This is a genomic window from Methanobrevibacter sp. (assembly GCF_045114555.1).
GTDB lineage: Archaea > Methanobacteriota > Methanobacteria > Methanobacteriales > Methanobacteriaceae > Methanobrevibacter.
Genome location: NZ_JBGUKT010000013.1, coordinates 24,674 through 49,877 on the forward strand (window position 1 = coordinate 24,674; position 25,204 = coordinate 49,877).

The 25,204-nt window shown below is 32.3% G+C and carries 25 protein-coding genes; 8 read left to right on the top strand and 17 right to left on the bottom strand.

Annotated elements, in window-relative coordinates; translation table 11 throughout:
* Positions 1 to 5: 5 nt before the first annotated feature.
* The 7 genes from ACJMLB_RS02160 to ACJMLB_RS02190 form a co-directional block, all read right to left on the bottom strand.
* Positions 6 to 767: an aspartate dehydrogenase gene (locus tag ACJMLB_RS02160; protein ID WP_295608317.1), complete on the bottom strand. Its 762-nt coding sequence runs from the start codon at positions 765 to 767 to the stop codon at positions 6 to 8.
* Positions 768 to 1,189: 422 nt separating this feature from the next.
* Positions 1,190 to 1,600 carry a PRC-barrel domain-containing protein gene (locus ACJMLB_RS02165; protein WP_405323245.1) on the bottom strand — a complete coding sequence of 137 codons (411 nt, stop codon included), beginning with the start codon at positions 1,598 to 1,600 and terminating at the stop codon, positions 1,190 to 1,192.
* Between the two features lie 669 nt (positions 1,601 to 2,269).
* Entirely contained in the window at positions 2,270 to 2,995 is a 726-nt protein-coding gene (locus ACJMLB_RS02170; protein ID WP_405323248.1) for a tRNA-binding protein, read from the bottom strand.
* 119 nt (positions 2,996 to 3,114) lie between these two features.
* Complete coding sequence (locus ACJMLB_RS02175) at positions 3,115 to 4,530, bottom strand: lactaldehyde dehydrogenase (RefSeq protein ID WP_405323250.1); 1,416 nt, start codon at positions 4,528 to 4,530, stop codon at positions 3,115 to 3,117.
* Positions 4,531 to 4,644: 114 nt separating this feature from the next.
* Positions 4,645 to 4,866 carry a class III signal peptide-containing protein gene (locus ACJMLB_RS02180; protein WP_405323252.1) on the bottom strand — a complete coding sequence of 74 codons (222 nt, stop codon included), beginning with the start codon at positions 4,864 to 4,866 and terminating at the stop codon, positions 4,645 to 4,647.
* 13 nt (positions 4,867 to 4,879) lie between these two features.
* Complete coding sequence (locus ACJMLB_RS02185) at positions 4,880 to 5,776, bottom strand: type II secretion system F family protein (RefSeq protein WP_405323254.1); 897 nt, start codon at positions 5,774 to 5,776, stop codon at positions 4,880 to 4,882.
* A gap of 728 nt (positions 5,777 to 6,504) precedes the next feature.
* On the bottom strand, positions 6,505 to 7,548 hold the full coding sequence (locus tag ACJMLB_RS02190; RefSeq protein ID WP_405323256.1) for a M24 family metallopeptidase: 1,044 nt from the start codon (positions 7,546 to 7,548) through the stop codon (positions 6,505 to 6,507).
* A 205-nt stretch (positions 7,549 to 7,753) separates the two neighbouring features.
* Here ACJMLB_RS02190 and ACJMLB_RS02195 point away from each other — a divergent pair, with 205 nt between their 5' ends.
* The 3 genes from ACJMLB_RS02195 to larE all read left to right on the top strand — a co-directional run bounded on the left by ACJMLB_RS02195 (position 7,754) and on the right by larE (position 10,873).
* Positions 7,754 to 9,007 carry a YcaO-related McrA-glycine thioamidation protein gene (locus tag ACJMLB_RS02195; RefSeq protein ID WP_405323259.1) on the top strand — a complete coding sequence of 418 codons (1,254 nt, stop codon included), beginning with the start codon at positions 7,754 to 7,756 and terminating at the stop codon, positions 9,005 to 9,007.
* On the top strand, positions 9,007 to 9,639 hold the full coding sequence (locus ACJMLB_RS02200) for a TfuA-related McrA-glycine thioamidation protein (RefSeq protein ID WP_405289042.1): 633 nt from the start codon (positions 9,007 to 9,009) through the stop codon (positions 9,637 to 9,639). The genes ACJMLB_RS02195 and ACJMLB_RS02200 overlap by 1 nt, the downstream gene beginning before the upstream one ends.
* Positions 9,640 to 9,805: 166 nt before the next feature.
* Positions 9,806 to 10,873 (top strand): ATP-dependent sacrificial sulfur transferase LarE, encoded by a 1,068-nt coding sequence (gene larE, locus ACJMLB_RS02205; protein ID WP_405323261.1) that lies wholly within the window; start codon positions 9,806 to 9,808, stop codon positions 10,871 to 10,873.
* A gap of 64 nt (positions 10,874 to 10,937) precedes the next feature.
* Here the strand turns inward: larE and ACJMLB_RS02210 are convergent, their stop codons facing one another.
* The 5 genes from ACJMLB_RS02210 to ACJMLB_RS02230 all read right to left on the bottom strand — a co-directional run bounded on the left by ACJMLB_RS02210 (position 10,938) and on the right by ACJMLB_RS02230 (position 15,650).
* Positions 10,938 to 11,453 carry a hypothetical protein gene (locus ACJMLB_RS02210; protein WP_405323263.1) on the bottom strand — a complete coding sequence of 172 codons (516 nt, stop codon included), beginning with the start codon at positions 11,451 to 11,453 and terminating at the stop codon, positions 10,938 to 10,940.
* Positions 11,454 to 12,134: 681 nt separating this feature from the next.
* Positions 12,135 to 12,971, bottom strand: coding sequence for a CBS domain-containing protein (locus ACJMLB_RS02215; RefSeq protein ID WP_405323265.1), 837 nt, complete (start codon positions 12,969 to 12,971; stop codon positions 12,135 to 12,137).
* A gap of 361 nt (positions 12,972 to 13,332) precedes the next feature.
* Positions 13,333 to 13,959 carry a CatA-like O-acetyltransferase gene (locus ACJMLB_RS02220; protein ID WP_405323268.1) on the bottom strand — a complete coding sequence of 209 codons (627 nt, stop codon included), beginning with the start codon at positions 13,957 to 13,959 and terminating at the stop codon, positions 13,333 to 13,335.
* A gap of 22 nt (positions 13,960 to 13,981) precedes the next feature.
* Positions 13,982 to 14,425 (bottom strand): universal stress protein, encoded by a 444-nt coding sequence (locus ACJMLB_RS02225; protein ID WP_405323270.1) that lies wholly within the window; start codon positions 14,423 to 14,425, stop codon positions 13,982 to 13,984.
* 82 nt (positions 14,426 to 14,507) lie between these two features.
* Positions 14,508 to 15,650 carry an amidohydrolase family protein gene (locus ACJMLB_RS02230; protein ID WP_405323273.1) on the bottom strand — a complete coding sequence of 381 codons (1,143 nt, stop codon included), beginning with the start codon at positions 15,648 to 15,650 and terminating at the stop codon, positions 14,508 to 14,510.
* A gap of 165 nt (positions 15,651 to 15,815) precedes the next feature.
* On the opposite strand from ACJMLB_RS02230, the gene ACJMLB_RS02235 reads away from it, so the two are divergent.
* Complete coding sequence (locus ACJMLB_RS02235) at positions 15,816 to 16,280, top strand: DUF2124 family protein (protein ID WP_405323275.1); 465 nt, start codon at positions 15,816 to 15,818, stop codon at positions 16,278 to 16,280.
* A gap of 107 nt (positions 16,281 to 16,387) precedes the next feature.
* Here ACJMLB_RS02235 and ACJMLB_RS02240 read toward each other — a convergent pair whose 3' ends face one another.
* The 3 genes from ACJMLB_RS02240 to ACJMLB_RS02250 form a co-directional block, all read right to left on the bottom strand.
* Positions 16,388 to 16,819: a DUF3021 domain-containing protein gene (locus ACJMLB_RS02240; protein WP_405323277.1), complete on the bottom strand. Its 432-nt coding sequence runs from the start codon at positions 16,817 to 16,819 to the stop codon at positions 16,388 to 16,390.
* Positions 16,820 to 16,869: 50 nt separating this feature from the next.
* On the bottom strand, positions 16,870 to 17,331 hold the full coding sequence (locus ACJMLB_RS02245; protein ID WP_405323279.1) for a LytTR family DNA-binding domain-containing protein: 462 nt from the start codon (positions 17,329 to 17,331) through the stop codon (positions 16,870 to 16,872).
* A gap of 83 nt (positions 17,332 to 17,414) precedes the next feature.
* On the bottom strand, positions 17,415 to 17,690 hold the full coding sequence (locus ACJMLB_RS02250; protein ID WP_405323281.1) for a 2TM domain-containing protein: 276 nt from the start codon (positions 17,688 to 17,690) through the stop codon (positions 17,415 to 17,417).
* Between the two features lie 345 nt (positions 17,691 to 18,035).
* On the opposite strand from ACJMLB_RS02250, the gene ACJMLB_RS02255 reads away from it, so the two are divergent.
* Positions 18,036 to 18,635 carry a zinc ribbon domain-containing protein gene (locus ACJMLB_RS02255; RefSeq protein ID WP_405323283.1) on the top strand — a complete coding sequence of 200 codons (600 nt, stop codon included), beginning with the start codon at positions 18,036 to 18,038 and terminating at the stop codon, positions 18,633 to 18,635.
* 113 nt (positions 18,636 to 18,748) lie between these two features.
* Here ACJMLB_RS02255 and ACJMLB_RS02260 read toward each other — a convergent pair whose 3' ends face one another.
* Positions 18,749 to 19,363 (bottom strand): indolepyruvate oxidoreductase subunit beta, encoded by a 615-nt coding sequence (locus tag ACJMLB_RS02260; RefSeq protein WP_405323285.1) that lies wholly within the window; start codon positions 19,361 to 19,363, stop codon positions 18,749 to 18,751.
* Between the two features lies 1 nt (position 19,364).
* Positions 19,365 to 21,356, bottom strand: coding sequence for an indolepyruvate ferredoxin oxidoreductase subunit alpha (gene iorA, locus ACJMLB_RS02265; RefSeq protein WP_405323287.1), 1,992 nt, complete (start codon positions 21,354 to 21,356; stop codon positions 19,365 to 19,367).
* A gap of 389 nt (positions 21,357 to 21,745) precedes the next feature.
* On the opposite strand from iorA, the gene tfrB reads away from it, so the two are divergent.
* From tfrB to ACJMLB_RS02280, 3 genes are all read left to right on the top strand, one after another.
* Entirely contained in the window at positions 21,746 to 23,257 is a 1,512-nt protein-coding gene (tfrB, locus tag ACJMLB_RS02270; RefSeq protein WP_405323289.1) for a fumarate reductase (CoM/CoB) subunit TfrB, read from the top strand.
* Between the two features lie 67 nt (positions 23,258 to 23,324).
* Entirely contained in the window at positions 23,325 to 24,116 is a 792-nt protein-coding gene (locus tag ACJMLB_RS02275; protein ID WP_405323291.1) for a TrmJ/YjtD family RNA methyltransferase, read from the top strand.
* Between the two features lie 102 nt (positions 24,117 to 24,218).
* Positions 24,219 to 25,094, top strand: coding sequence for a DUF362 domain-containing protein (locus ACJMLB_RS02280; RefSeq protein WP_405323293.1), 876 nt, complete (start codon positions 24,219 to 24,221; stop codon positions 25,092 to 25,094).
* Positions 25,095 to 25,204 lie beyond the last annotated feature (110 nt).

The window sequence follows — 25,204 nt, forward strand, 5'->3', positions numbered from 1 at the left end:
TTAAATTATGTTCCTACTGAGAAACATTCACCAAAACTCTTTAAGAGTTTAATAGCTGAAAATGCAGCTAACATGCTTGTTTTTGGATTTGCAGCGAATGGATAGTTTTCAGAACTTGTTCTGAATTCACCGAAGTCACCTTTAACTACAACCTCATGAACGTTCCTATCCACTTTTGGATCCACAATTATCTTTACATCAATATCCATATTGCAAGCAATACTTAAGGATGCCGCAACATTGATATTTACTGGGAATTTCTCAACAGCTTCTGAAGCTTTTCCTTCAAATAGGATTTCTTCCTCTTCAACTTCCCTTCCTAATGATTTAGGTGCTTTCCTTGTAGTCAATGAAGCTTCTGAAATCTTACCAATGGATGCTGCCTTAATACCATCCAAACCGACAATAGCACCAGAAGGAGCATATACTTTCGCATTATGTTCTTCAGCGGTTTTTCTAACCTTGTTTCTGAATTCCTTATCCATCAAAGCACCAACACTCATAACCATAAGATCAATGCCTCTTTCTAGGATGTCCAATGCAATGACCTTTAAAGCAATTGGAGAAGCGGATTCCAAAATCAAATCCACATCATCTAGCATATCCTCTAATCTTAAAACAGCAACACCGTTTGCAATCTGTGCAAGATTTTCAGCCCTTTCTATGTCTGTGTCATAGAAATATTTTATTTGTATTCCACTATCGGATATGAATTCATTCACTATAGTGTTAGCTATAGCTCCACATCCTACAATACCTACTATCATCAGTTCACCTCAAATAATGAAAATTAATTTAAAATTTTTTTGAATTAATCATTCTTGAATTAAGCAAATATTAATCCATGTAAATTTTCCTAACAATAATTAATTTTTCCTTAATAATAATTAATTTTTCCTTAATAATAATTAATTTTTATTAAATAAAAAACTTATCTTATTGAATATAGTTAAGTGTTATTTTGATTTTTAATAAAAACTAGAAAAATTTAAACCATTTATTATAAATTGTTAATAACATTGATAATAACAAGAAAAATGATGAAATTCACTTCATGAAAAATAAAATAAAAAAAGAGAAAATTAAATAAATATGTTAATTAATCTGAAACTACATTTAGAAAAAATAGGCTAATAATCAAAGGATATGGTAAAAATCTCAAAGATTAAAAACATATTTAGTTAAAGAACTATTGTGCTTTTGGTATAGGAGCTTCTACAGGAGCTTCTGCCGGAACTGCTCTAACAGGCTCTGGTCTTGGGCGAATAGACATTTCTTCTCCAGCTACTGGAGGTTTTGGTCTTTTTAAGTCTTGAGGATCAATTAACATAATGTCGCCAATAGCAGTTACTCTGTCAAACTCAATGTTAAGTAAGCCTTCTTGGAAGGTTCTGCCTACTTCTTCTTCAGGTACGAACTGGAATCCACCTCTAAAGATATCTCTGAACCCCGCACTTTTTCTTTCAGGTTCTAAAGCTTTTACTTGAAGTCTAGAGATAGTTCCGTATCTGATATTTAAAACTACGTCGTGTACTTGACCTACATACTGTCCTGCTAATGTATATATATCCAAATCGTAAAGAGTTGAAACTTCTACCATTTTTTTCACCATTATAACTCAATAAATCAAATAAAAATGTTTGTTGTCAATGCACTTAAAACATTGCAAAATCCTTTAATTTTTAAAAATTTTAGCCTATGGATAATGAATTAATAATTAAAGATATGAATTTTTTAATTTTAGATTTTATTAAGAAATTCATATGAAATTTAACAATTAAACATCAAATAAGCCTATTATATAATATATGTCTATTTGCTTATATAAATACTTTATGTTTTTTAAGTCAAAAATAAGTATTAAAATTTAAAAAAATTGCTAAAATTGAAATAAAAATTAAAAATAATAATAAAAATTATCTAAAAATTAAAAAATAGAAAAATTTCAATATTAAAACGAAAAAATAAGTAAAATTTTAGAGAAAAAATTCAAAATTTTCCAAAAAATGATAATATCATGATAATATCATTGAAAATTTCATGAAATCTGAAAAAAATGTTAATATCATGTTAATGTCATTAAGTAAGTTCGTTAGTATTATAATAAAATTTAAGAAAATTTTAATAAAAAAATTTTAAATAGAGATAAAAATCATTGAAAAAAATGCTGATAAAAATAAAAAAATAAAATAAAATAAAATAAAAAAAAGTGAAAAAGTTTTGATCAAAGCTTTTCTAAAAGTTTGCCTAAAAGTTTGCCAAACGTTGGTTAATTATCTAAGAAGTTTGTAATCATGTTTTTGGTTTCATTCAATGATTCCATAGGTATTCCATTAGGCATTTGGCCCAATTCACCTTGAACATCCTTCAAGATGCTACCATTCATTCCTAAAAACATTCCTTCAGAAACAATTTCCATAAATGTAGCAGGAGGAAGCAATGAAACGCCTACTCTATTACCTTCCTTTACATTCAAGTCATTGGTAACAACTTTCAAAGCTCTTTTTCCAAGATTTACATTACAGATCATTAGGGAATCAGCATTAGGGTGCTTGCTGACACTCATGATTTCACCAACCTTTACATCAACTCCAATGATTGGATCATCAATTGGTCCAAATTTGAATCTGTTTCTAAGACCTAAAATGGTGTCTAGGAAGAATCTGACCTTAGCAATGTTTTCCTCAGTCTTTTCCCTTTCATCCTTTGGAGCTCCATTCATAAACTTATGAGCCCAATCTTCACCACCAAGGAAATCAATGATTCTATGAGCCTTTTCTTCAAGCTTATCAACATCTTCACAATTAGCCAATGTATCTCCTTCAAGATAGCAGTAAAGCAAGGACTTTAAGTCTGGCTCCATCCTTTTGGTTTCTTCAATAGCTCCTTTCTTATTCCAATTTCCTCTAAAACTTCCTGTTTGAACAGTTCTTAAGAATAATTCACGAGCATGCATAGCTATTAAAATTCTATAATCTTTAGCAGTATCCCACATAATATCACTTGATAATCATAAAAATTTTAAAAATTTTAAAAAATTAATTTAAACTTTAATTTTTTCTTGAATAATAATTTATTCCTCTTTAAATTAATACTTTATCAAAATATTGGAAATTATCTGCAATTGAATGCTATCAATTTGGTCTTGCACATATCCTCAACTGCATACTTGATTCCTTCCTTGCCCATACCACTTGACTTGAATCCTCCAAATGGCATTGCATCGGTTCTGAATGTGGATTCCTTATTGATTAAAACTGAACCTGCATCGATTTCATTTGCACATCTTAAGGCACTATGGATGCTTTCTGTAAAGACTCCTGCCTGAAGGCCATATTGGGTATTGTTTGCCTCTTTGATTGCTTCATCAAGGCCATCCACTCGGATTATAGGTGCAATTGGACCAAAGGTCTCATTAGCTACAATATCCATATCCATAGTTACATTGTCTAAAATGGTTGGTTCATAGAAGCACTCTTTTCTGTTTCCACCAAGCAAGAGTTCTGCACCATCCTCAATTGCCCTATTTACAGAAGTTTCAATATTAAGAGCTGAGCTTTCATTAATTACAGGGCCTATATCAGTTGACTCATCCATAGGATTGCCCATTTTTAACTTGCTTGCCTCTTTTACAAACATGTCAATGAATTCATCTGCAATATTATTGTCAAGAATTAATCTTTTGACTCCAATGCACACTTGACCTGAGAAAAGGAATGCACCGGATACTGCAGCACTTACTGCCTTTTCAATGTCTGCATCTTCTAGTATGACTAAAGGATCGTTTCCACCAAGCTCCATTGTCAATTTCTTCATTCCTGCTCTTGAGGAGATGAACAATCCTGTTGCTACACTTCCTGTAAATGATATCTTGTCTATTCCTGTTGAAACCACCATTGCATCTCCAACTTCGCTTCCATAACCGGTTACAGAATTAATCACCCCATCGGGGAAATGATTATTGATTATTTCAGCCAATCTTAATGCAGAAAGAGGTGCTTCCATAGAGGGTTTCATCACAACAGTGTTTTTAGCTGCAATAGCTGGAGCTATCTTGTGAAGCGCCAAATTCACCGGATAATTAAATGGAGTTATTGCTCCAACAACACCAAGAGGAACTTTCTTAGTGAATGCCAAGAATCTTGCTTCAGTTGAACCAGTTGCATCGATAGGCACAGATTCACCATATATTCTCTTTGCCTCTTCAGCTGCAAATTGAAGTGTTTCCACAGATCTTTGAAGTTCTACAATAGCTTGCTTATATGGCTTTCCAGCTTCTGCAACAATCAGTTTTGCTATGTTCTTGCTTTCCTTTTCAAGCTCTTCACAAGCATTTTGAAGGTTTATTGAAACCTCCTTTGCAGATAATTCATTCAATGCCTTCTTTGCATTGTTTGCAGCTTCAACAGCATTATCAACATCACTTCTATATGCTATTGGAACAGTATCCACAATTTCTCCATTGTATGGATTGATAACATCATAATGGTCTGATTTATCTATAAACTCACCATTAATTAAGAATTTCATGATTTTGACTCCTAAACTTTTTTTAATTTAAATTATTCATTAAAACTTTGAAATTTTAAATAATTAATAAACTATTTGTTTTATTCAATAATAAGTTTTGGTAAAATAATTAAACTATTCAAATTTAGAAGCAATATCACTAAATGAACTGTTTAAAGTGTTTATTTCATTTGAATCAATTTCACTGCCAAAATCAACCAAATATGACTTATACATTGAAACAACCAGAAGAATGATGACTATTATCCCTCCAATTATCAATATCAATTCAACAGCTCCTTGACCTCTATTGTCATTAATGAAACTGTTTGGGAAATTTAAATCTAATTTTTTCATAATATCGCACCAATTATGTTAATCCAAAGAATCCTGCTCCAAAGTTGTTGATTAAATAGAATACTGAAAAAGCAGAGCAGGTTATTGGAATGGAATACCTGAGCCCTTTCTTCAAGTCCCCATACATTATCAAAGCTATGAGAAAGCCGGCTAAAATTGAATGAATGATTAGATAAATCTCTGCAGCAAGCGGCGCCAATTCACAGATTGCTCCTCCTTTTCCAAGTTCAATCATGAAGGAGGAATAGACTCCAACCATACCAAGAGCAAAGGGAGCAGCTATTGTTGAAGCAATGATTAGAAACATGATTGACATCATAACGCTTGCCTTACGTTCCCTCTTTAATACAAGCATAGCCCTTAAGTCATCACTTACATCAAGAATGATATCTGACAATGACCCTCCGCTTTTATGGGCATTGAGTATTATCTTAAAGCTTCGCTCAAGGTCCTTTGAATTCAGTCTCATTGCCATATTGCTAAATGATTCATCAAGGGATTTCCCCATCCTTATCTCTACAACAACCCTTCTTAATTCATCATACAAGGGTCCTTTTCCATGGCCAGACATGTCAACCAAAGCATTTTCCAAGCTTAATCCAACCTTCAGCATAGATGACAATTGCCTTAAGAAATCAGGAATTGAGTTTTCTATTTCACTTGCCCTTTTTTCTATTTTTAAAAATAAGATCAAAATGAATACAATTGTTGGAATGAAAATAGCTAAAACTAAAGCAATTGCAACATTAAATGATAACAATAATGAAACTATTGAAAATAGAATGATGAATGCAATATAAACCATTAGAATAATTGCTAAAATCTGGGATGCCAATGTAAATATTCCTGCCTTAAGCAAGTACTCCTGAAAGGCAATTAAAATAGATTGGTTGATTTTATTTTCTATCATATTCGATAATTCGATTATTAAATCTTCAATAAACATTGATAATAGATTTGTATAAGTTATTAATAAATTTAACTTATTTATAGACTTAAAAAAACAATTTAATTAGAATATAATAAAAAATAAGAAAAATTACAATGATATTGTAAAATTAAAGTGATTTAATAAATTAAAATTAGATTGGAAAATTAAATTGGATAAAAAAAGTCAATGAATGTTAAATGAATTCTAAAAGAATTCAAATAACACAACGTTCTTAAAAAATTTTGGATCTGCCAATAAATCCATAAATATAATATAATAAAAATGATATTTAAAAGTTTTTATTAGCATTCAAAAATAGGAAAAGCCCATCAGGGGAAAAATCTAACCTAACTTTTTTCATGGCATTATGACAGAGATGATTATTCAATAAAAATTAGAAATAATTTTATTAGAACTTCAAGAAACAATAAAATTGTTCTAAGATTTATTTCCAAATCAACACCTCCTAAAAATTTTTTAAGAACGTTTGATTTTTTTAGATGGTGAAACCCAAAAATAGATTTTTAAAGATTAATAATTAAATATAACGATTTTAAACCCTTTGAATTCCAAAATAAAGTCATTATCATATTTATATGAAAAAATAACTAAAAATAAGTAAAAATTAAGCGATTTAGTAAAATTATAATGAGATTAAAAAATTAAAATTAGAATGAAAAAATCAGAAAAAAAATTAAAAAGAAAAATTATAATATTTGAGGCAAATTTCCAATCAATTTGCCCTTTTTGTCAACTAAAACCATATCTTCTATCCTTATTCCAAACTCTCCTTCAAGATAGATTCCTGGCTCAATTGTTATAACCATATTGTTCTCCAAAACAGTTTGATCCTTTAGGGAAACTGATGGGTTTTCATGAATATCCAAGCCTAAGCTATGGCCAGTGCTGTGAATGTAATTATCTCCATAGCCATATTCAGTTATGATGTCTCTTGCCACCGTATCCACTTCACAGGCTTTTACTCCTGCCTTAACAGCTTCAATTGCCTTGTCATGAGCTTCAAGCACAATATCAGAGATTTCCTCCTGCCTTTCAGTGTAGATGAAAGTTCTTGTTGTATCAGAGCAATATCCCTCAAACTTGCAACCGTAATCAACTAAAACAGGTGTGTCAAGAACATGTTGCCTTGGAGTTGAATGAGGCAATGAGGATACAGGGCCAGATGCAAATATTGTGTCAAATGATTCAACGGTTGCTCCATTCTTTCTCATCAGATAACCTAATTCATATGCACATTCCCACTCTTCTGCCCCCTTTTCCTGCTTGGATCTGACATCCAATTCAAGGAGTGACTTATGTGCAATTTCAGTTGCTTTAAGCATCTTTTCAATTTCATCATCAGACTTTATCATCCTTTCAGTTGATATTGCATTGGAGATGGTGAGATTGAAATCCTTGAACTTTTCATAAACGTTTGCAGTCAAGTCTGATTCAATGGCTAAACTCTTGATTCCCTCTTCTTTTAGATATTCAATCATCTTATCAAAGGACTCATACTTCACAATATCAATGGAAGAAGTGTTTCCTGCATTTTCCATATCCATTCCAGAAACAAATATAATTGGATTTTCCTTAATGATCATGAATGCAAAGCTTGTTGATAGGTATCCTGACAAGTAGTATATATTATTGAAATTAGCCACCAACATGGCATCCAAGTCTTTCTCTTCCAATTTTTTCAAGATGTTTTTTATGTGAAAATCATGAATAGTATTGTCTTTAATTTGCATTTGAAAGCCTCAATTGAATTATAAATTTTCTTCTATACTTTCTTTTATCACTTATTATTTAAAAATTAAACTAATTATTTAAAATCTTTAGAAGTTCATTATAACAATTAATATAAATAATCAATTACATAATATAAATATTATAAAATTTAAAATTTTAAAACATTTTTCAAAATAATTTTAAAAATAGCTAAGGATAAAAAACATGTTTGAAGATATTCCAATAAAATTCTTTAAGGGAACTCATAGAGTGAGAGACCCAAGGGAAACAATTGAGATAAATGAGAAAAAACTTAGAACTGCTGGAATAACCAGATTGACCGACATTACCGACTTGGATAGAGTCAAGATTCCAGTATTCTCCGCTATCCGTCCAACTGCACAGTCTGGAAGCGTAAGCGTCTATGCAGGAAAGGGCGCTACTAGAGAGCAGGCAAAGGCATCTGCAATGATGGAAGGATTCGAAAGGTATTCTGCTGAAAGGCAGGATATCGATGGCGATAGAACCTTTGTAGACACATACAATAACATAAAGAATGAAAAAAATGTGCTTGACCCAAAAGAACTCCTCTTGCCAAAGAATTACGGCAATGAGAATGTGGAAAATTCAAGGCTTGAATGGATTGAAGCTGAAGACATCATAAGTGAAGAGACAATTTATGTACCATCTAATGCGGTTTTCCACCCATATATTCCAACAAGGGAAGTTAGCCCTAGTCCAATAGCTATTTTTAAAGGAAATACAAACGGCCTTGCATCTGGAAACATCATAGAGGAATCAGTCTTGCATGGAATCTTTGAAGTTGTTGAAAGGGATGCTTGGAGCATTTTCGAGCTTACCAAAAGAAACAAGAAGGAAATCCGCCAAGACAACATTGACAATGAAATTATCAATGAGCTATTAGGCAAGTTCAATAGCCAAGGAATTGATATAAAGCTTATGGACATTACAGCAGACTTGAAGATAACAACAATAGCTGCAAGCGCTGATGATACTCTACTGAAAGATCCTGCACTCCTCACTTTAGGTGTTGGAACCCACTTGAACCCGGAAGTTGCTGTAATTAGAGCACTAACTGAAGTTGCACAAAGCAGAGCAACCCAGATTCATGGAACTCGTGAAGACACAATCAGAGCAGACTTCATGAGAAAATCCGGCTATGAACACATGAAGAGAATGAACAAGCATTACTTCCAAAGGGAAGATGAAACAATCAACTTATCAGACATTGAAGACAAAAGTTCACATTCAATCAAAAAGGATATTGAAACAAGCATTGAAGAGGTTCAGAAAGCTGGATTTAATCAAATATTATACACTGACCTTACAAGAGAGGAAATCGGAATCAATGTTGCAAGGGTAATCATTCCAAAAGCTGAGCTTTATTCATTAGATGAAGAAAGATTAGGTAATCGTGCTTTAGAATATGATAGAAAAGCAAGAAGAGGGTTAGTCTGATGAAGAAGATAATAGTTTACCTTGGATTGTCCATTTTAGAGGATGAAGCTAAAACAATACTTGATGCTGACTACAGACCTCCAGTTAAAAGAGGAGACATCCTAAAGGCAATATCTGAAAAGCCAGACATAATCGGAATCATCGATGGCGCTTTCCACCACACTCCTGCAGTTGCCCATAAGGAAATCATGAAGGCATTGGACAAGGGAATAACTGTAGTTGGAGGAAGCAGTATGGGAGCTTTAAGAGCATCAGAACTTGATGATTTAGGCATGATTGGAATCGGTTATGTTTACAAGGCATACAGATCTGGAGAAATAACTTCAGATGATGATGTGGCTTTAAGTTTTGATCCAGTAAATCAGGTTCCATTATCCGAAGCTCTTGTAAATGTTGATTACAAATTGAATCTGGCAGTTGATGAAGGAATAATTACAGAAGAGGAAAAGGATTACATTCACAATATTGCCAAAGAGATCTATTACCCTAAACGTTCCTATCAAAACATATTCTCAAAAGTGGAAATGGAAGATGAAAAGAAAACCAAGCTTATCGATTTCATATTGAAAGAAAAGGACATAAAATACTTGGATGCGATTGAAGTCTTGGAATACATTAAAAACTTAGAATAAGCTCATTTTAGAATATAACGTTGATATAGAAAATTTTAAAAGCAATAAATAATATAACAATAGTTAATTTATTATTTTTTTATATTTGATATGATATTGAACTCGGGCGATTAATCAAATTAAACTAATAATAAATGAATTTATTATTAAGTCAACGAGGCAAAATATGAATACAAATATCAAAATAAATAAAGTAAAAGAAATATTTAAAGACTATGGCAAAGTAGCTTTAGCTTTTTCTGGTGGAGCAGACAGCACATTGCTTGCATACCTTGCTAAGGAAGCAGGTGTTGATGTGCTTGCAATCACTTATGACAATCAAATTTTTCCAAGTGGATTTCTGGAATTTGCAAAAAGAAGAACATCTGAACTTGGAATAAGACACGAAATCATAGATGGTAACTTCCTAGATGTAGATGAGTTTGTTGAAAATAGTCCAAAAAGATGTTTACTATGCAGAAACTTAATGTATGGTGCAATTAAACAAAAAGCTAATGAAGAAGGATATGAAATTATCATAGATGGAAACAATATAACAGACCTTACTCATGATAGGCCTGGGATATTGATGAAATTCAAGTATGAGATTGAAAGTCCATTCATTGAAGCTGAACTTGAAACTCCTGAGATTCATAAGTTCCTTGATGAAAATAATATTGAATACTCAAATTCCACAACATGTCTTGCAACAAGGGTCAAGACTAATGAAACCGTAACAATCGATAAGGTGAATAGGATAGACCATTGTGAAGCATATGTGAAAGAAATCACAGGTTCTGATGTAGTCAAGCTTAGAGAAGAGAAAAATGTGGCTACAATCGAATTAAGTGATTTGGATGCTATTTTAGACAATGAAAAGATAGATTCAATTGTTGAAGAATTGAAATTATCACAATATGACAAGATCCTATTGAATCTTAAAGCAATCGAAAGTGATGATGAGCTTATCCTAGACGATGAACTTGAAAAAGGAGCAAATAATCTTAGACTTAGAAAGAGATTGCCATTTGGTATTGATATTTCAGAAACCGATAAGATTCTTAAAAGTAGAGGAAATGAGCATATAAGCAATATTGAGACTATTGATGAAATTGGATACATCAAATTTAATATTGATGGAAAAGAGTCTAAGATATTTAGAGATGGTAAGATAAGCATTGAAAACAATGAAAACAAGGAAGATGCAAAAGAATCTTTAGTAAAGATATTGCCATTTATTAGAAGAACTGTATAGTTCTTCTTCATTTACTTTTTTTTAATTAATTATTAATTTTAAAAATCCTATTTTTCAATTTTTTTTAATTATTATTTTTTAATCGATGCTGCCTTGCAAACTCCTTAAAGGAAATCTTCTTTTCAGTTGGAATGTTCTTTTCAACAGATTTAACTATTATTCCATCATTTGAGTCATCTTCTTTTTTAAATTTTAAACCTAAAATTCCTTGTGAATACTCTTCTTTTGATGAAATGCCCTTTAAGGCAAGTATTTTTCCATCCAATCTTAAACCGGTATCGTCTGCTTTCACTTCAATCAGATGAATCTCAAATCTGCTTGCTTTATCTATCTCGTCATCTGTGATAAGATCATATTTCAATAAGAGGTTTTCATGTGGAAGGACTTCATTTATTGTCCTCTTGACAGCTGATTCAAAAAGGTCTATCAAGCTTTCTATAACTGGAAGATCATTGTCCCAATAATATGCAAGCATGACATTCAATTGGATTTCATGTTCAGAGAATTCCTCTCCAACCCTTGCTCTGATTCCAATTGTTGAATCATTATCCTTTATTACTAAAATAGGCTCAGATGACATGTTATCGCTCCAAAAAATGATTAAAAAAAATGAATACTAAAACATTTATTTAAACTAATATAAATATTTTAAATCTTAAAAAAATTAGAAAAATAGCTTAAAAAATGTTAAATGAATTCTAAAAAGAATTCAAATAACACCAAACAAGTCAATTTTAGGACTAATAATAATCCATGAATATAATATAGATTTTTTTGTATATAAAATTTATCTCAGAATAATATTTAGAAGAACTTGAAATAATATTAAAAAGGAAAAGTCCACCAAGGAAAATCTTAACCTAACTTTTTTACCATGGATGCTTATTATTAGGATATGATTATTCAAGGAAAATTAAAACAAAACTAATTATTGCACTGATCAATAACAGCAAAAATTTTAATGTCAATTCCATTAAACCACCTCCTAAAATTTGACTTGCCTGTAAATTTTTTAGGTGGCGAAACCTAAAGATATTTTAGACTTTAAAATTAATAAAACTTTCTAAAAATGCTTTAATTATAAAATTAAAGCAATTTTATAATTTAAAATCAATTTACAATATAATTATAATCTTATATTAAAATTAAAGCAATTTATGGAACAAAAAATATCCTATATAAATTACAATATGAAAAAAATAGTGAAAAATAATATAAAAATTAAAAAAAGAATAAAAAAAGAAAAAAGAAAAAATTAAAACTATAATAAAGTTTTAATTAAGTCACTAGCTCTGACGAGCCCAACGAGCTCTCCTTCGATTCCTAAAACAGGCAATTGCTCTACATCAAGAGATCTCATTTTTTCAGCACATACAGAGACTTTAGTTTTGGTATTTGCAGTTACAACATCTTTAATTGCAACATCCTTGAATACTTTGTCTGTGAATTTGAGATGGTTTTTCTCAATGTACAATACAGAAGTACTGTCCCAAGACCATTTGTCTCCTTCAGTACCTACAGAAGAGCTGTGTTCAGTTCTCTCAGAGATGATTTCACTTTCAGCAATGAAATCGGTTTCAGTTAAGATACCGGTCATTCTGTTGTTGGAGTTCAATCCAATTACAGATTTTAATCCGAAGAATTTCATTACTTCAAATGCAACATTCAATGGAGTTTCATCCCAAGTTGCAGGAATGGTTGTAATCATGTAATCTTCGACAGGGTCTTTGATTCCCATATCTGCAATAGCTAAAGCTACAATATCAAAAGAAGTTACAATTCCAACTAATTCATCTTCATCATTAACGACAGGAATTCTTCTGATGTTGTTTTCCACCATCTTTTCTGCAACGGTCTTCAAGTCATCATCCATCTTTGCTGTGATTAAATCTCTAGTCATCAACATAGCAATTTGTTCTTCATCAGGATTGGTGATCATATCAGAACGAGTTAATATCCCGACTAATTTGTTAGTATCATTTTTAATAACAGGCACTACAGATACATCCTCTTTTTTCATGATTCTTAAAGCATCTTCTCTGCTTCCAGGAACGGTTACATGAATAACATCTGTAGAAGCTACATCTTTTACTTTCATAAGTAACACCTAATTGATTTTTAAATAAGATTAAAACAAGTATTGTGATAATTCTAAATTCATTTTATTTTCTTGTCTATTTCACACCTAATTATCACATACCGATATAATTTTTGTTATAAGTTTTTAACAAAAAGTAGTATTCTTATTATACATTTGTTAATATATTGTTTATCATTTAAATAATTTTAGTATAAAATGGAAAAAATTAGTGATAAAAAAATTAACTTAGTTGATTATCAAATAATTTTATGAAAAAATTAGAAATTATTGTAAAAAATATTTTGAAAAATGGGCAAAAATAAAATCTTAATCACTGCTTCTTGAATGGAAAAAAAGAAAATAAAAAATAAAAAAATAGTTATAATAAACTGTCAAAGTTCTCTTGAGCATTCTTATAGAACTTAGCCAGTTCCAACCCATTTACAAAGATATGGCTAACTGTTATGGATACAGTCATCTCATAATTCTCATTGACCTTTCCCCAAGTGATTAAAGGTTGGATTGCATTTCCCGCAGCAGTTGCATTGGTGATTGAATCGAAATCAACCCAAGGGATGCATGAAAAATTAGCAATGTTTATCTTATCCCTTTCCATTGTATCCACATCAAATGCCTTATCCACACCTTCCAAAACATTAAGCTGATAATCCACAACATAATCATGCCATTTTAGAATGTTATAGAATCTTTGAGGACCTTCTATCCTTATTTCCTTAAAGACTGTCTCCTCTTTATCCATTATTGGGCAAACTGCATCCAATGACTCGAATTCAATGACCTTGCCATCTATGATTCTTCTTCTCATTTGAGGAATATCATTCAATGCATTCATCAATGCTCCAAGTGACATGACAAAAAAGGACAAATCCTGCTCCTTTGATTTAATCCACAAGTTTTCAACATTGACCCTTGCAGACATGGTGTACCTTGATGACAAGAAGTTTATGAATGGATTGTTTTCCAAGTCAAATTCTATTTCCTTCATTTGAAACTCCTATTCAATGCAATCAATGAACAACTAAGACAGAACATTTTGCAGACTTGACGACCTTTTCTGCTACACTGCCCATCAAGAACTTGTCAATTCCGCTCTTTCCTGAACTTCCCATAACAACAAGGTCAATGTCTTCCTCATCAATGGTTTCGAGAATTACCCTTGCAGGAGAACCTTCCTTAACCATTGTTGTGATATTTACATTCACACCACATTCATCTCTAAGCCTTTCCACCTTCTTAAGGTTCTTTTCATTCTCTTCCTTAAGCAATCTGTTCACTTCAGAGATAGTATCGGTATCTGGAAGACCTATTGAAAAAGAGTTTTCAATTACGCTTAATGCAATTATTTCAGAATTATTTGTAGCTGCAATTGATAATGCATGCTTTTCAGATATGTCTGAGTATTTTGAGCCATCTGTTGGCAATAAGATCTTTTTATATAATTGTTCACTCATTTTATCACAAGCTTATTATTAAAAATTAAATTAATTAAATAAATATAACTTTAATCAAAACATCTAAATTATATTTCTTTTATTAAAGTATCTTTACAATATCATTTACTTCAGTTCTATTAATCAAACTAAGATATGGATTGTTTGACTTTTGATTTATGATCATGAATTGTCCTTTTTGACCTACTTCAATGTATGATTTACTGATTTTTGAAGATAATGGACTGTCTACACATACATTTGTTGTTGCCATTTTCAACACTTCAATAGGCGCTATGTAATTCTTAGAGAAACCCTTCATTATCTTTAATGTAAATTCCATTTCTCTAAAAAGATTAGGCCTATTTATCATTATATTGTCACTTCCAATCAAAGGCATAACTCCTGTTTTCAACACTTCAAAAAGTGGAATTATTCCAACACTCAATGCACCATTTGATCTTGGACAAATGGTGAGAGAGCTATTTGATTTGGAAAGCTGATTGATGTCATCATTTTTTGGATTGGTCATATGGACAACCTGATTGAATCCTGCTTCAAATGCTCTTTGAGGTTCGGTTTTACTTGTCTTTTCAATTGATGTGAATTGATTGCTTTCACTTTCAGCTACATGAATGGAGGATATCTTTCGTGCTTCTTCACATTTTTCACAGATTATTTCAGCAACTGTTGTATCAATTTCACCAAAACCGCTTAATCCAATACCATCAGCATGCTTTAGAAGCTTTCTGATAGCCACCTTGACTTGATGATAATTAGGGTCTTCGCCATAGAAAGAACTGTCTCTTCCAAGAATGATTGGAGTTATTGGAATGTCCTTAGATGCTTCCTTGATAAGCTTGACTCCTTCAAGGCCACCTTCACGATAATCAATGAAATGGCTTATTCCAAGATTATACATATCCCACATTGATTCTCTCATGGCTTCAATGAGCTCTTCATCACTTGCAGATTCCAATGCAAGATGCTTTATTCCATGAGGCGGTTTAACAACCTCATCTAAGCTTAATCCATCTCCTTCATCCTTTATGATGGAATCTCCGATATGTGTATGTGCATTGATGAACCTTGGGCATACAATCTTATTTGATGCATCTATGATTTCTCCTTCTTCCGCGTCCTTGGAGATTTCAATGATGTTATTTTCATCATCAATGACAATGTTCTCCTTTACAGGACTTAAATCAATGCCTTTTAGGATTAATCCATTTGCTATAGTTTTCATTATTAATAATTTTAAAATAAGTTTTATATATTTTTATTTAAAAAAATTTAGAAAGAATATTAAATTATAAGTTTTATTAATTTTATTTTAAAAAAAAAATTAGAAAGAATATTAAATTATTAAAACATATGATTAATTAACTTTAGAAAATCAGGACGTGAAATCATGGAAACAATTAGTGAATTTAAAGGATTGAATGGGAACATTGTAGCATTTAAGGAAGCTGTTGGAGATGTTGAAAAGGTAACTTTTTTAGGAACTCCTGGAGTCTGTACTCCTTTTGCAGCATTATTCTCATATGCAATTAGAGATAAGGAATCTCATTTCATTAGTGGAACTGACATTGATAAATGCCATCAGTTTGAATTCAAGTCATATGGAATGCAGCTTAACGAAGAGGTGTCTGACCCTCATGACTCTGATGCAGTTATCCTATTGGGCGGACTTACCATGCCTAAAGCCAATACTGATGTTGATGAATTGAATGAAACCATTGCAGAAATCCTAAAGGATGATGGAAAAATCATTGGTGTTGGATACATGGACATGTTTACCAAAGCAGGCTGGCTAGATAAGGTTGACTTTGACTGCATTGTAGATGGAACATTGACGGGAGTAACCAAAAAATAAGAATAAGAATAAAAATAAAAATAAAAAAAGGTAAAATCAATTTAAATAGCAATGAAAAAATTTATAAAATTATTAAAAAAAAGAAAAGAAGAATGAATTATCCTGATTTACTCGTTGGATAATTCCAATTTTTTATTTATATCTCTTGCTTCAAGAGTGTAATATATGTAAAATCCTATCCAGGATATTGCAGCAAAGATGCATGCTATTACAACCCAAGTAATTATTGGACCGATTCCTAAGCTAATCGGCATCCATTTCAAGTAAACTGCCACAGCAAACAATACACCCATACCAATAACCATCTGGAATATTACTTGAATCAGAAGAGGAAACTCTTCCTTTTCATAAATCAATCCGCTTAAAGAAAATGCCCATCCAACTACAATGGATCCGAAGAACGCATTAATTATTTCAAACCCACTGAATGTTACATTTCCAGGACCTGCAATATATGACCCCAAGACCATTACAAGCATTACAATAAAGCACCCTACAAATGCTCCCAATCCCAGCCTTCCAATCAAATCACTTTTCATATAACCACCTTTACATAATCAAATAAAATTAATTCTGAAACATTTTTAAATCATAAATCCAAAGCTTGCTTAAAATCGGATAAGTATTTCCTTGAAATATTATCCTTCAATCCGTTCTTAAGCTCAATAAACATCATTCCCCTTAAGGAAGGTGCCACTCTTTTTATCTTTCTCAAATTGACAATTGTAGTCTTTGAAACCCTTACGAAATTAGTGTCAAGATTCTCTTCAATCTGATAGAGAGGCTTTTTAATCAAATAATCCTTATCCTCTGTATAGACTTTGGTCTGCTTTTCCTCAACTCTAATCATGAAGATGTCTTCAAAGTCCAAAAGAACAATATCCTGTCCCTTCTTAACAGCCAATATTGAATTGTCACCGATTCCTTCCTCATATTCATCTTCATTTTCCAAAAGAACCATTGCCTTTTGAATATTGTCAGTCAATGCATCAGTATAGATTTCTGCATAAGGCTCCTCAAGGTCTTTTGAAACAAACAAATTCACTTTCATAAAATTACCAAACAATTTTTTATAAATAATAATCAATTTAAAATATTGTTTTTAAATAAAATAAACATTTTTAAAATCAATGCTTATTTTCTCATCTTTTCCATTTCCTTTTCAATCATTTGATCTCTGTATTTTTCATCAAATTTCTCAAAGAAAACAAAGGTTTTAAGATAATGGGATACTAAACCTATTCCCCAGAAAAGGGTTACCCAATAAAACCACCATTCACCACGAGAAAACAAGACATTTATAACAATGAGAATTATGTTTACAGCTATGAAACTGTATAAATGATGATAAAAGCTCATCTTTTCATCCACTCTTTTCTCTGCTCTACTATATAATTCACTTTCAGACATACAATCACACTTAATTATAATTTATTTTTTAATTTTCTAAAATGATTAATGAAATTCCATTTGTTTTTAGATAATATTAGTTAGATTATTCTTATATAAATGAATACTTACCAAAATTAACAAGATGCAGAAATATTATGCTGAAATGCAAAAATATGATACTGAAAAAATTTTTAAAAAATATGAATGAAAAATTTGAAAATAAAAAAATTAATTTTTGAAAAAATTAATTTAAAAAATTGATTTAAAAAATTTAATATATTATTAAAACATAATAATATTACTATAAAATTTAATTATTTTTTCTTATTTTTTTAAAAAATTTTATAAATTGACAAATGGCAATTGCGTCTAATCGGCTTGAATGGAGGTGTTAGGATAGAGACTAATAATATAAGATATTTTTACAGAAATATTGTGAAGTCCGGTAAGAAATATCGTATCAAATATAATAATAAGGATTACGGCGAATTCAGTAAACTATCCGATGCACTCTATGAAAGGGATTGCTTGTTTTATTGCAAGTTTGACTATGACTTGCTTGTGGAATGCGATTTGCCAAATAGATACGAGAACATGGATCTTCCACCATTTCCAGAAAGCCGTCCAAGAGGACAGATAAAAGGACTTAAATTCAATAAGAAAGAACAGGAAGGGGAAATAATATTCGACCATAAGGAAAGGAAGTTCTGCGTGAAAAGAGGAGATGAGCATTTCGGAAAATACGACAGTATGGTCGAAGCTTATTTTGTCAAAAAGACATTGATGGAACATGATTGGGATAGAGCTTGCCTAATTCAAAACAGAAAGATTAGAGAAGATATTTTCCTTAATCAGAAAGTCAAGTCAACTAAGCCACAACTTCCTAAATATTGTCCTCAATGCGGTAATAGGGTTAAGGAAGAAGATAAAATATGTAAAATTTGTGGTATTAAACTTGCTTAAAGAATAAATTGTTAATAGTAGTCTTCAAAAAAATGATATAAAAAAATAAAAAAAGAAATAGTTGGAAACTCCCAACTAGTAAAAATATTTTGGTCAATTTTTATAGCCTAAGGCTATAAAAGCTTGTCTTTAATTGCATTATAACCGTTTTCAATAGCTTTTAAATTCATTTCATGGAATTTAGGAGCTAAATTGTTTTTCATTGCAGTTTCAACGGTTTCCTTTGAAAGTGGGAAATCATCATTTGCAACACATGCACCTAAAAGCACCATATTTAATGATAAGATACTTCCAGCATCTATTGCAAGCCCATTTCCTTCAATTGGGTAAACTGAATCAAAATTGTCCTTAAGATTCTTTACAATGTCATCAATTTCAGGATAGGTCTCTCCAGTTTGAGTCAATGTTGAAGGCACAATAGGGAAAGTATTAAAGATCAAGGTTGTGTCCTTGTTTGCCTTATTCAATCCTCTTAAGACTTCAATAGGTTCAAAAGCAAGAATCAAGTCTGCTTTGGATTCCTCTACAATTGAGGATTTGAAATTTCCTATCTTAAGTTCAGTAGACACGGATCCTCCCCTTTGGCTCATACCGTGAATCTCACTCATTACAACATCATAACCTTCAAGCATTGCAGCTTCACCAATGATTACAGATGTTTTGATAATTCCTTGACCACCTACACCGGAAATGTAAATACTGTAATTCTTATTATCATTACTCTCCATCTTAATCACCTTTCTTTGCTCCAATAGCCTTGTTCGGACAGACTTGTATACAAACGGTACATGATTTACATAATGCTTCATCAACAACTACCTCATCATTTAGATAAGAGATTGCAGGACACGCAAGAGTCTTTACACAAGTCAAGCATTTTACACAATTGTCCTTGATGACCATAGGTGCCTTTTTCTTTTGTCCCTTGATCAATGTGCATGGGTATCTTGCAATTACAACAGCAACACCATCATATTCAAGTGCCTCCTTATAAATGTCAACAGTCTTTTTGATGTTGTGAGGATTTACAATCTTAAGGAACTTGACACCGATTGCCTCTACAATATCTTCAATGGAAACAGCAGGAGCTTCATCACCCATTCCATCAACTGGAATACCAGGGTTTGGCTGACCACCGGTCATTGCAGTGATTCTGTTATCTAAAATTGTGAGAACGAACTTGTTCTTATTATGAACTGCATTTACTAGTGGAGAGAGTCCACTGTGGAAAAATGTTGAATCTCCAATGAAACTCATAACATGCTGATTGGTTGCAATTGAGAAACCGCATCCGTCACCGACAGATGAACCCATTGCAAGAAGATAGTCAGCAGTTTCATAAGGAGGGGAAATTCCTAAAGTGTAACATCCAATGTCAGATGCAAATATCATATCTTCCTTAGCATATCCCATTTCCTGATAAGCCTTTACAGCAGCATAATAAGCAGACCTATGGGAACATCCTGCACATAATGTTGGAGCTCTTGTTGGAATGTTTTCAATCAAATCATTCAAACCATCAGTAAATTCCATCTTGTCTACGATTTCAATTAAATCTCCTTCAAGCTCTTTGCCATTTTCTGATTTGTACTCTTCCTTAAACTCAGCATCATCAGTTAAATCAGAAACGACCTTATTGATGGATTCCTTTACAATGTCTGGATTAAATTCATGAACCATTGGGAAAGTTCCATCGAACTTACCGTAAACAGGACAATCCAAATTGTTTTCACCAAGAACAGCAAGAACATCCCTTTCAAGTACAGGATCCACTTCCTCTACTATGAATACTCCTTCCAAGTTTTTGCAGAAGTCATAAATCAAATCTTTTGGAGTAGGATAAGACAATGCTATTTTAAGAATATCCATTCCTAAATTCTCTTGAGAAACAACATCATAAGCATAATTGAAGGCACCACCAGATGAAATAACACCATATTTTCCTTGAAGTGAACCGTTTTCAAAAGAATAAACCTCATTTACTGGACATTCATTAGCTGTCTCTTCCATTCTTTCCATTTTTTCTGCAAGTCTTTCATGCATTGCAAGAGCATTTGCAGGAACAGGTACAAATTCCCTTGGATTTTTAACGAAGTATCCTCTTAACCAATGTCCATCTGATTCTGTTTCCTTGGTAGTGGATTTAGGTTTTTCAATCTCACCGCATTCCACAATTCCTCTCATATGGGATACACGGGTGCTTGTCCTAAGAATTACTGGAATTCCAAACTGTTCTGATAAGTCAAACCCGTAAACCATCATGTCCTTTACTTCTTGAGGATTGGAAGGTTCTAAAATTGGAATGGAAGAAAGCCTTGAATAGTTTCTTGTATCCTGTTCATTCTGTGAAGAGAAGAGTGAAGGGTCATCCGCTACAAGAACAATCATTCCTCCCTTAACACCAGAGTAAGCAGTTGTCATGAATGAATCCGCAGCTACATTCAAACCTACATGCTTCATGAAAGTAAATGACCTGAGGCCACTTGCAGCTGCAGTAGCTGCCACCTCCATAGCCACCTTTTCATTTGCAGAAAATTCAAAGTACATTTCTGCATTTTTAGCAACAACTGATAATATGTTACCTATTTCAGATGAAGGAGTTCCAGGGTAAGTAGCTGCAACTGATACACCAGCTTCAATAGCTCCTCTAACAGCAGCTTCATTACCTAAAAGGAATAGTTTATCCCTTTTTTCACTAGTTACTAATTGATCATAAGCCATATAAATTCACCACACACGAGATTTCGATTAATCTCTAAAATTTTTATAATAATTGTAAGTATTAGATAATAATTAGAATTCTAAATTTCATGAAATACCATAAAATTTTATAAAATTTCATAAATTATCATAATAAACTATTAGTTTCTTTACATATTTAATACATGGCATTTTTAAGGAAATTTTAAAGTGATTACTAAGAATTGAATGAAAGAATTGTTGGAATTAAAAAATACTAAACTTTATAACAAAACAAATAAAAATATATAAAGTGATTTATTATTATATTATATAAAATAAATAAATGCAATTTAAAGGAAAAATATAAAATCAATTTAAAAATCATATTGATAAAATAATTATTTGATAGTTTTAAAAAAGGGATTGCTATGATAACCGTTTATGTAAAAAGATTCAACAAGGAGACAGATGAGGAAGCTCATATTGAATCTTATGAAATTGAAGAATATCCTGGAATGAAAGTGCTTGATGCATTGGAAGAAATCAACAGAAAATATGATGCTGATATCAGCTTTAGAAGCTCATGCCTTGCAGGACAATGCGGTTCCTGCGGAGTGAAAATCAATGGAAATGGTGCACTTGCATGTAAAGCTGAAATCAAGGACAACAGATTAATCGAACCATTGGACTTCCCAGTCATTAAGGATTTGATTGTGGACAGAAGTTCAGCTGATGAAAAGATTAAGCAATTGCAGTTAAGCTTGGATTGCGATAGCGAAACTTCCCATGAAAATCTTAAGCCAGAAGATATAAAAGACACTAAAAAGGTCAGAAGCTGCATTGAATGTTACACTTGCCTTTCCACTTGTCCTGTTGTAAAGCACTTTAAGGATGAATTCCTCGGACCTTATTACTTAAGATACATCTCCAAGTTTGACTTCGATCCAAGAGATGAATATGACAGACTTATTGAAGCTCTTGACAGCGGAATGTATGCTTGTACAAGCTGTGGCAAATGCGGTTCAATCTGTCCTAAAAACATCAACAGTTTTGGAGATGCAATCGAAAAGCTTAGAGCAATGGCTTATGCAAGAGACCTTGGACCTCTCGATGCTCATAAAGTATTTAAAGACAATGTAGTGGCTAGTGGACGTTCCGTAAGCAAACCTGAAGAGCCATTCATTGAAACCATACATAAGAAATGGGATGAAGAAGGCAAATACTACATCGATGAGGATGAAAACAAGGAGAAAGTAGCATTATTCACCGGTTGTATGGTAGATTACAGGGCTCAAGATGTAGGATATGCACTCATTGATGTATTAAAGGCAAATAACATTGAAATAGACATTCCAGAAGGACAGGTATGTTGCGGTTCCCCTCTTTTAAGAACCGGTCAAGTTGATGTAGTTCAAGAGCTTGTAGACAAGAACAAGGAAATCTTTAAGGATTACGATAAGGTAATCACCATCTGTGCAGGTTGTGGAGCAACACTTAAAAATGACCATCCAAAATATGGATCCGACCTTAATGTACAGGATATCAGCGAATTCCTTGTAGATAAGTTAGATGTAAGCAAAATGAAGGAAGTCAATACTAAAGTAACCTGGCATGACCCTTGCCATTTGTCAAGAGGCCAAGGCATTAAGGATCAGCCAAGGGAAATCATTGAAATGATTCCTGGAGTAGAATTTGAAGAGCTCGAGCTTCCTTGCCAATGCTGCGGTGCAGGAGGCGGAATCAAATCAGGCAAGCCGGAAATTGCATTGCAACTTGCAAAGGACAAGGCGGAAATGGTTAGAGTAACCGGTGCAGATTATGTGACTACAATCTGTCCATTCTGTCAAATAAACATTCAAGACGGATTGAATGCAATTGGTCTTGAAAATGTTAAAACTTTAAATCTTATTCAATTACTTAAAATGGCTTATGATGAATAAGCAATTGACAACAAAAGACTATTAAATAACTTCTAAAAAATAGCAATGAAAACAACAGAAGATTAGCATGAAAAACAAAAACAAAGCAAGCGATAGAGGTAAGGTTAAGGAGATAGTTGAAGATGAAGAGACTATCAGACTTAAGGAAAACATCTATGTTGTTTTTGTAGAATGTGAATCTCCTGGAAATGTTGGATTTTTGGCAAGAACCATGGGTAACTTTGGACTCCATAAATTAGTTCTAATCAACCCATGCACCCTAAAGGATGAAGCATATTATCAGGCAATGCATGCAAGGGAAACCGTTGAAAATGCATTGATTTATGATACAGTTGAAGACTTTGTAAAGGACAATGAAATTGACTTTATAGTCGGTTCAACTGGAGCTCCTGGAGGAAGCTATAACCTTTCAAGGATTCCAATAAAGCCTGAAGAGCTTGGAAAGTCAATGAACTACAACGATAAGATAGCTATCCTTTTTGGAAGGGAAGGAAACGGGCTTACAAATGCAGAAATAGAAATGTGCGACATCACTGTAAGCATTCCAACTGACCCAAGTTATCCTATAATGAACATTTCACATGCAGCTGCAGTGATTCTCTATGAAGTCTTTAAAAACAGGAACAACTATCCTGTTGAAGGGTTGGAGGAAAGCACTGCACTTGAAAAGGAATACCTGTTAAGCGATATGGGGAAGCTAATCAACACATTATCAATTCCGGATCATAAAAAGAAAAACGGATTGAAAGTGTTTAAAAACATCATAAACCGTGCTTTCATCACTGGAAGAGAGGCACATACATTAAAAGGCATTTTAAGACGTTTAAATAAAAAGATTGAAGAAGATAATAATGAATAATAAAAAAATTAATGCTTAAAAGAGTTATCAAAAAATATTTAAAGGTAAATAATATTATATCTATATTATATTTATATGAATAAAAATTCAAGGGACTAAACTATGGACGATAAAGATAGACGAAAAGGATATTATGAAGATGTGACTACATTTTTAGTTGGACACACCTTCCACACACGATTTTTCCTTTCTAGAATGACAAGAAGGTCAAGGATATTTAAAAAAATCATTGATAAAATCCTTTTCGAAGATGACGAGGTTTATGTCCTTCCAAATAAGAATGCTGTCAATAAGACCATCACTTCAAATATTGAAATCAATCAAAGCTTTGAGAAATCCGAATCAGAATTTGTGCCAAGCCAAATCATCAAAGAAGTCATAAAAGAGGCTGAAGACATTGTAATCATGCACAAATGTCTCTGCAGATCTTCTGCAAATTGTGAGGATTACCCACAAGACTTCGGTTGCATTTTCATTGGTCCTGCATCACGCAGAATAGCTTCAAAATACGGCAGAACCGCAACTGTGGAAGAGGCTTTAGCTCATGTCGATAAGGCAGATGAATTAGGATTAAGCCATGTTATCGGAAGAAATAAAATCGATAGCGTTTGGATGAATGTAAGGCCAAAAGAAAAGCTATTGACCATTTGCCATTGCTGCCCTTGCTGTTGCCTATGGAAAGTTCTTCCGGACTTGGATGATGATATAAGCAACAAGGTAATGCGGCTTGAAGACGTTGAAGTGCATACAATCAATGACAATTGTAAAATGTGCAAGAAATGTTTAGGAGACAATGTCTGCTTTGGTGGAGCAATCAGCCTTGAAGATGGTAAAATAAAGATTGATCAAGATAAATGCGTTGGCTGTGGACACTGTGTCCAAGCATGCAAATTTGATGCAATTGAATTGAATTACACTCAAAAATCCATTGATTCTGTGATAAATAGAATCGGAGAATTAGTTGATTATAAAAAATAATTAACTAATAACTTTTATTTACTTTTTTTAATTTAACTTATTTTAATCTAATTTTATAAAAACTTATAATAATAATTAAAAAGAAAAATTAAAATGTTAAATTATTAATT

Coding starts and splice junctions, on each gene's coding strand:
- tfrB (WP_405323289.1), top strand. CDS start 21,746: ATGATAACCGTTTATGTAAAAAGATTCAACAAGGAGACAGATGAGGAA.
- ACJMLB_RS02230 (WP_405323273.1), bottom strand. CDS start 15,650: ATGAAAACTATAGCAAATGGATTAATCCTAAAAGGCATTGATTTAAGT.
- larE (WP_405323261.1), top strand. CDS start 9,806: ATGAATACAAATATCAAAATAAATAAAGTAAAAGAAATATTTAAAGAC.
- ACJMLB_RS02215 (WP_405323265.1), bottom strand. CDS start 12,971: ATGAAAGTAAAAGATGTAGCTTCTACAGATGTTATTCATGTAACCGTT.
- ACJMLB_RS02275 (WP_405323291.1), top strand. CDS start 23,325: ATGAAAAACAAAAACAAAGCAAGCGATAGAGGTAAGGTTAAGGAGATA.
- ACJMLB_RS02235 (WP_405323275.1), top strand. CDS start 15,816: ATGGAAACAATTAGTGAATTTAAAGGATTGAATGGGAACATTGTAGCA.
- iorA (WP_405323287.1), bottom strand. CDS start 21,356: ATGGCTTATGATCAATTAGTAACTAGTGAAAAAAGGGATAAACTATTC.
- ACJMLB_RS02280 (WP_405323293.1), top strand. CDS start 24,219: ATGGACGATAAAGATAGACGAAAAGGATATTATGAAGATGTGACTACA.
- ACJMLB_RS02260 (WP_405323285.1), bottom strand. CDS start 19,363: ATGGAGAGTAATGATAATAAGAATTACAGTATTTACATTTCCGGTGTA.
- ACJMLB_RS02195 (WP_405323259.1), top strand. CDS start 7,754: ATGTTTGAAGATATTCCAATAAAATTCTTTAAGGGAACTCATAGAGTG.
- ACJMLB_RS02175 (WP_405323250.1), bottom strand. CDS start 4,530: ATGAAATTCTTAATTAATGGTGAGTTTATAGATAAATCAGACCATTAT.
- ACJMLB_RS02210 (WP_405323263.1), bottom strand. CDS start 11,453: ATGTCATCTGAGCCTATTTTAGTAATAAAGGATAATGATTCAACAATT.
- ACJMLB_RS02170 (WP_405323248.1), bottom strand. CDS start 2,995: ATGTGGGATACTGCTAAAGATTATAGAATTTTAATAGCTATGCATGCT.
- ACJMLB_RS02240 (WP_405323277.1), bottom strand. CDS start 16,819: ATGAAAAGTGATTTGATTGGAAGGCTGGGATTGGGAGCATTTGTAGGG.
- ACJMLB_RS02160 (WP_295608317.1), bottom strand. CDS start 767: ATGATAGTAGGTATTGTAGGATGTGGAGCTATAGCTAACACTATAGTG.
- ACJMLB_RS02225 (WP_405323270.1), bottom strand. CDS start 14,425: ATGAGTGAACAATTATATAAAAAGATCTTATTGCCAACAGATGGCTCA.
- ACJMLB_RS02200 (WP_405289042.1), top strand. CDS start 9,007: ATGAAGAAGATAATAGTTTACCTTGGATTGTCCATTTTAGAGGATGAA.
- ACJMLB_RS02190 (WP_405323256.1), bottom strand. CDS start 7,548: ATGCAAATTAAAGACAATACTATTCATGATTTTCACATAAAAAACATC.
- ACJMLB_RS02165 (WP_405323245.1), bottom strand. CDS start 1,600: ATGGTAGAAGTTTCAACTCTTTACGATTTGGATATATATACATTAGCA.
- ACJMLB_RS02180 (WP_405323252.1), bottom strand. CDS start 4,866: ATGAAAAAATTAGATTTAAATTTCCCAAACAGTTTCATTAATGACAAT.
- ACJMLB_RS02250 (WP_405323281.1), bottom strand. CDS start 17,690: ATGTCTGAAAGTGAATTATATAGTAGAGCAGAGAAAAGAGTGGATGAA.
- ACJMLB_RS02185 (WP_405323254.1), bottom strand. CDS start 5,776: ATGATAGAAAATAAAATCAACCAATCTATTTTAATTGCCTTTCAGGAG.
- ACJMLB_RS02220 (WP_405323268.1), bottom strand. CDS start 13,959: ATGAAGGAAATAGAATTTGACTTGGAAAACAATCCATTCATAAACTTC.
- ACJMLB_RS02245 (WP_405323279.1), bottom strand. CDS start 17,331: ATGAAAGTGAATTTGTTTGTTTCAAAAGACCTTGAGGAGCCTTATGCA.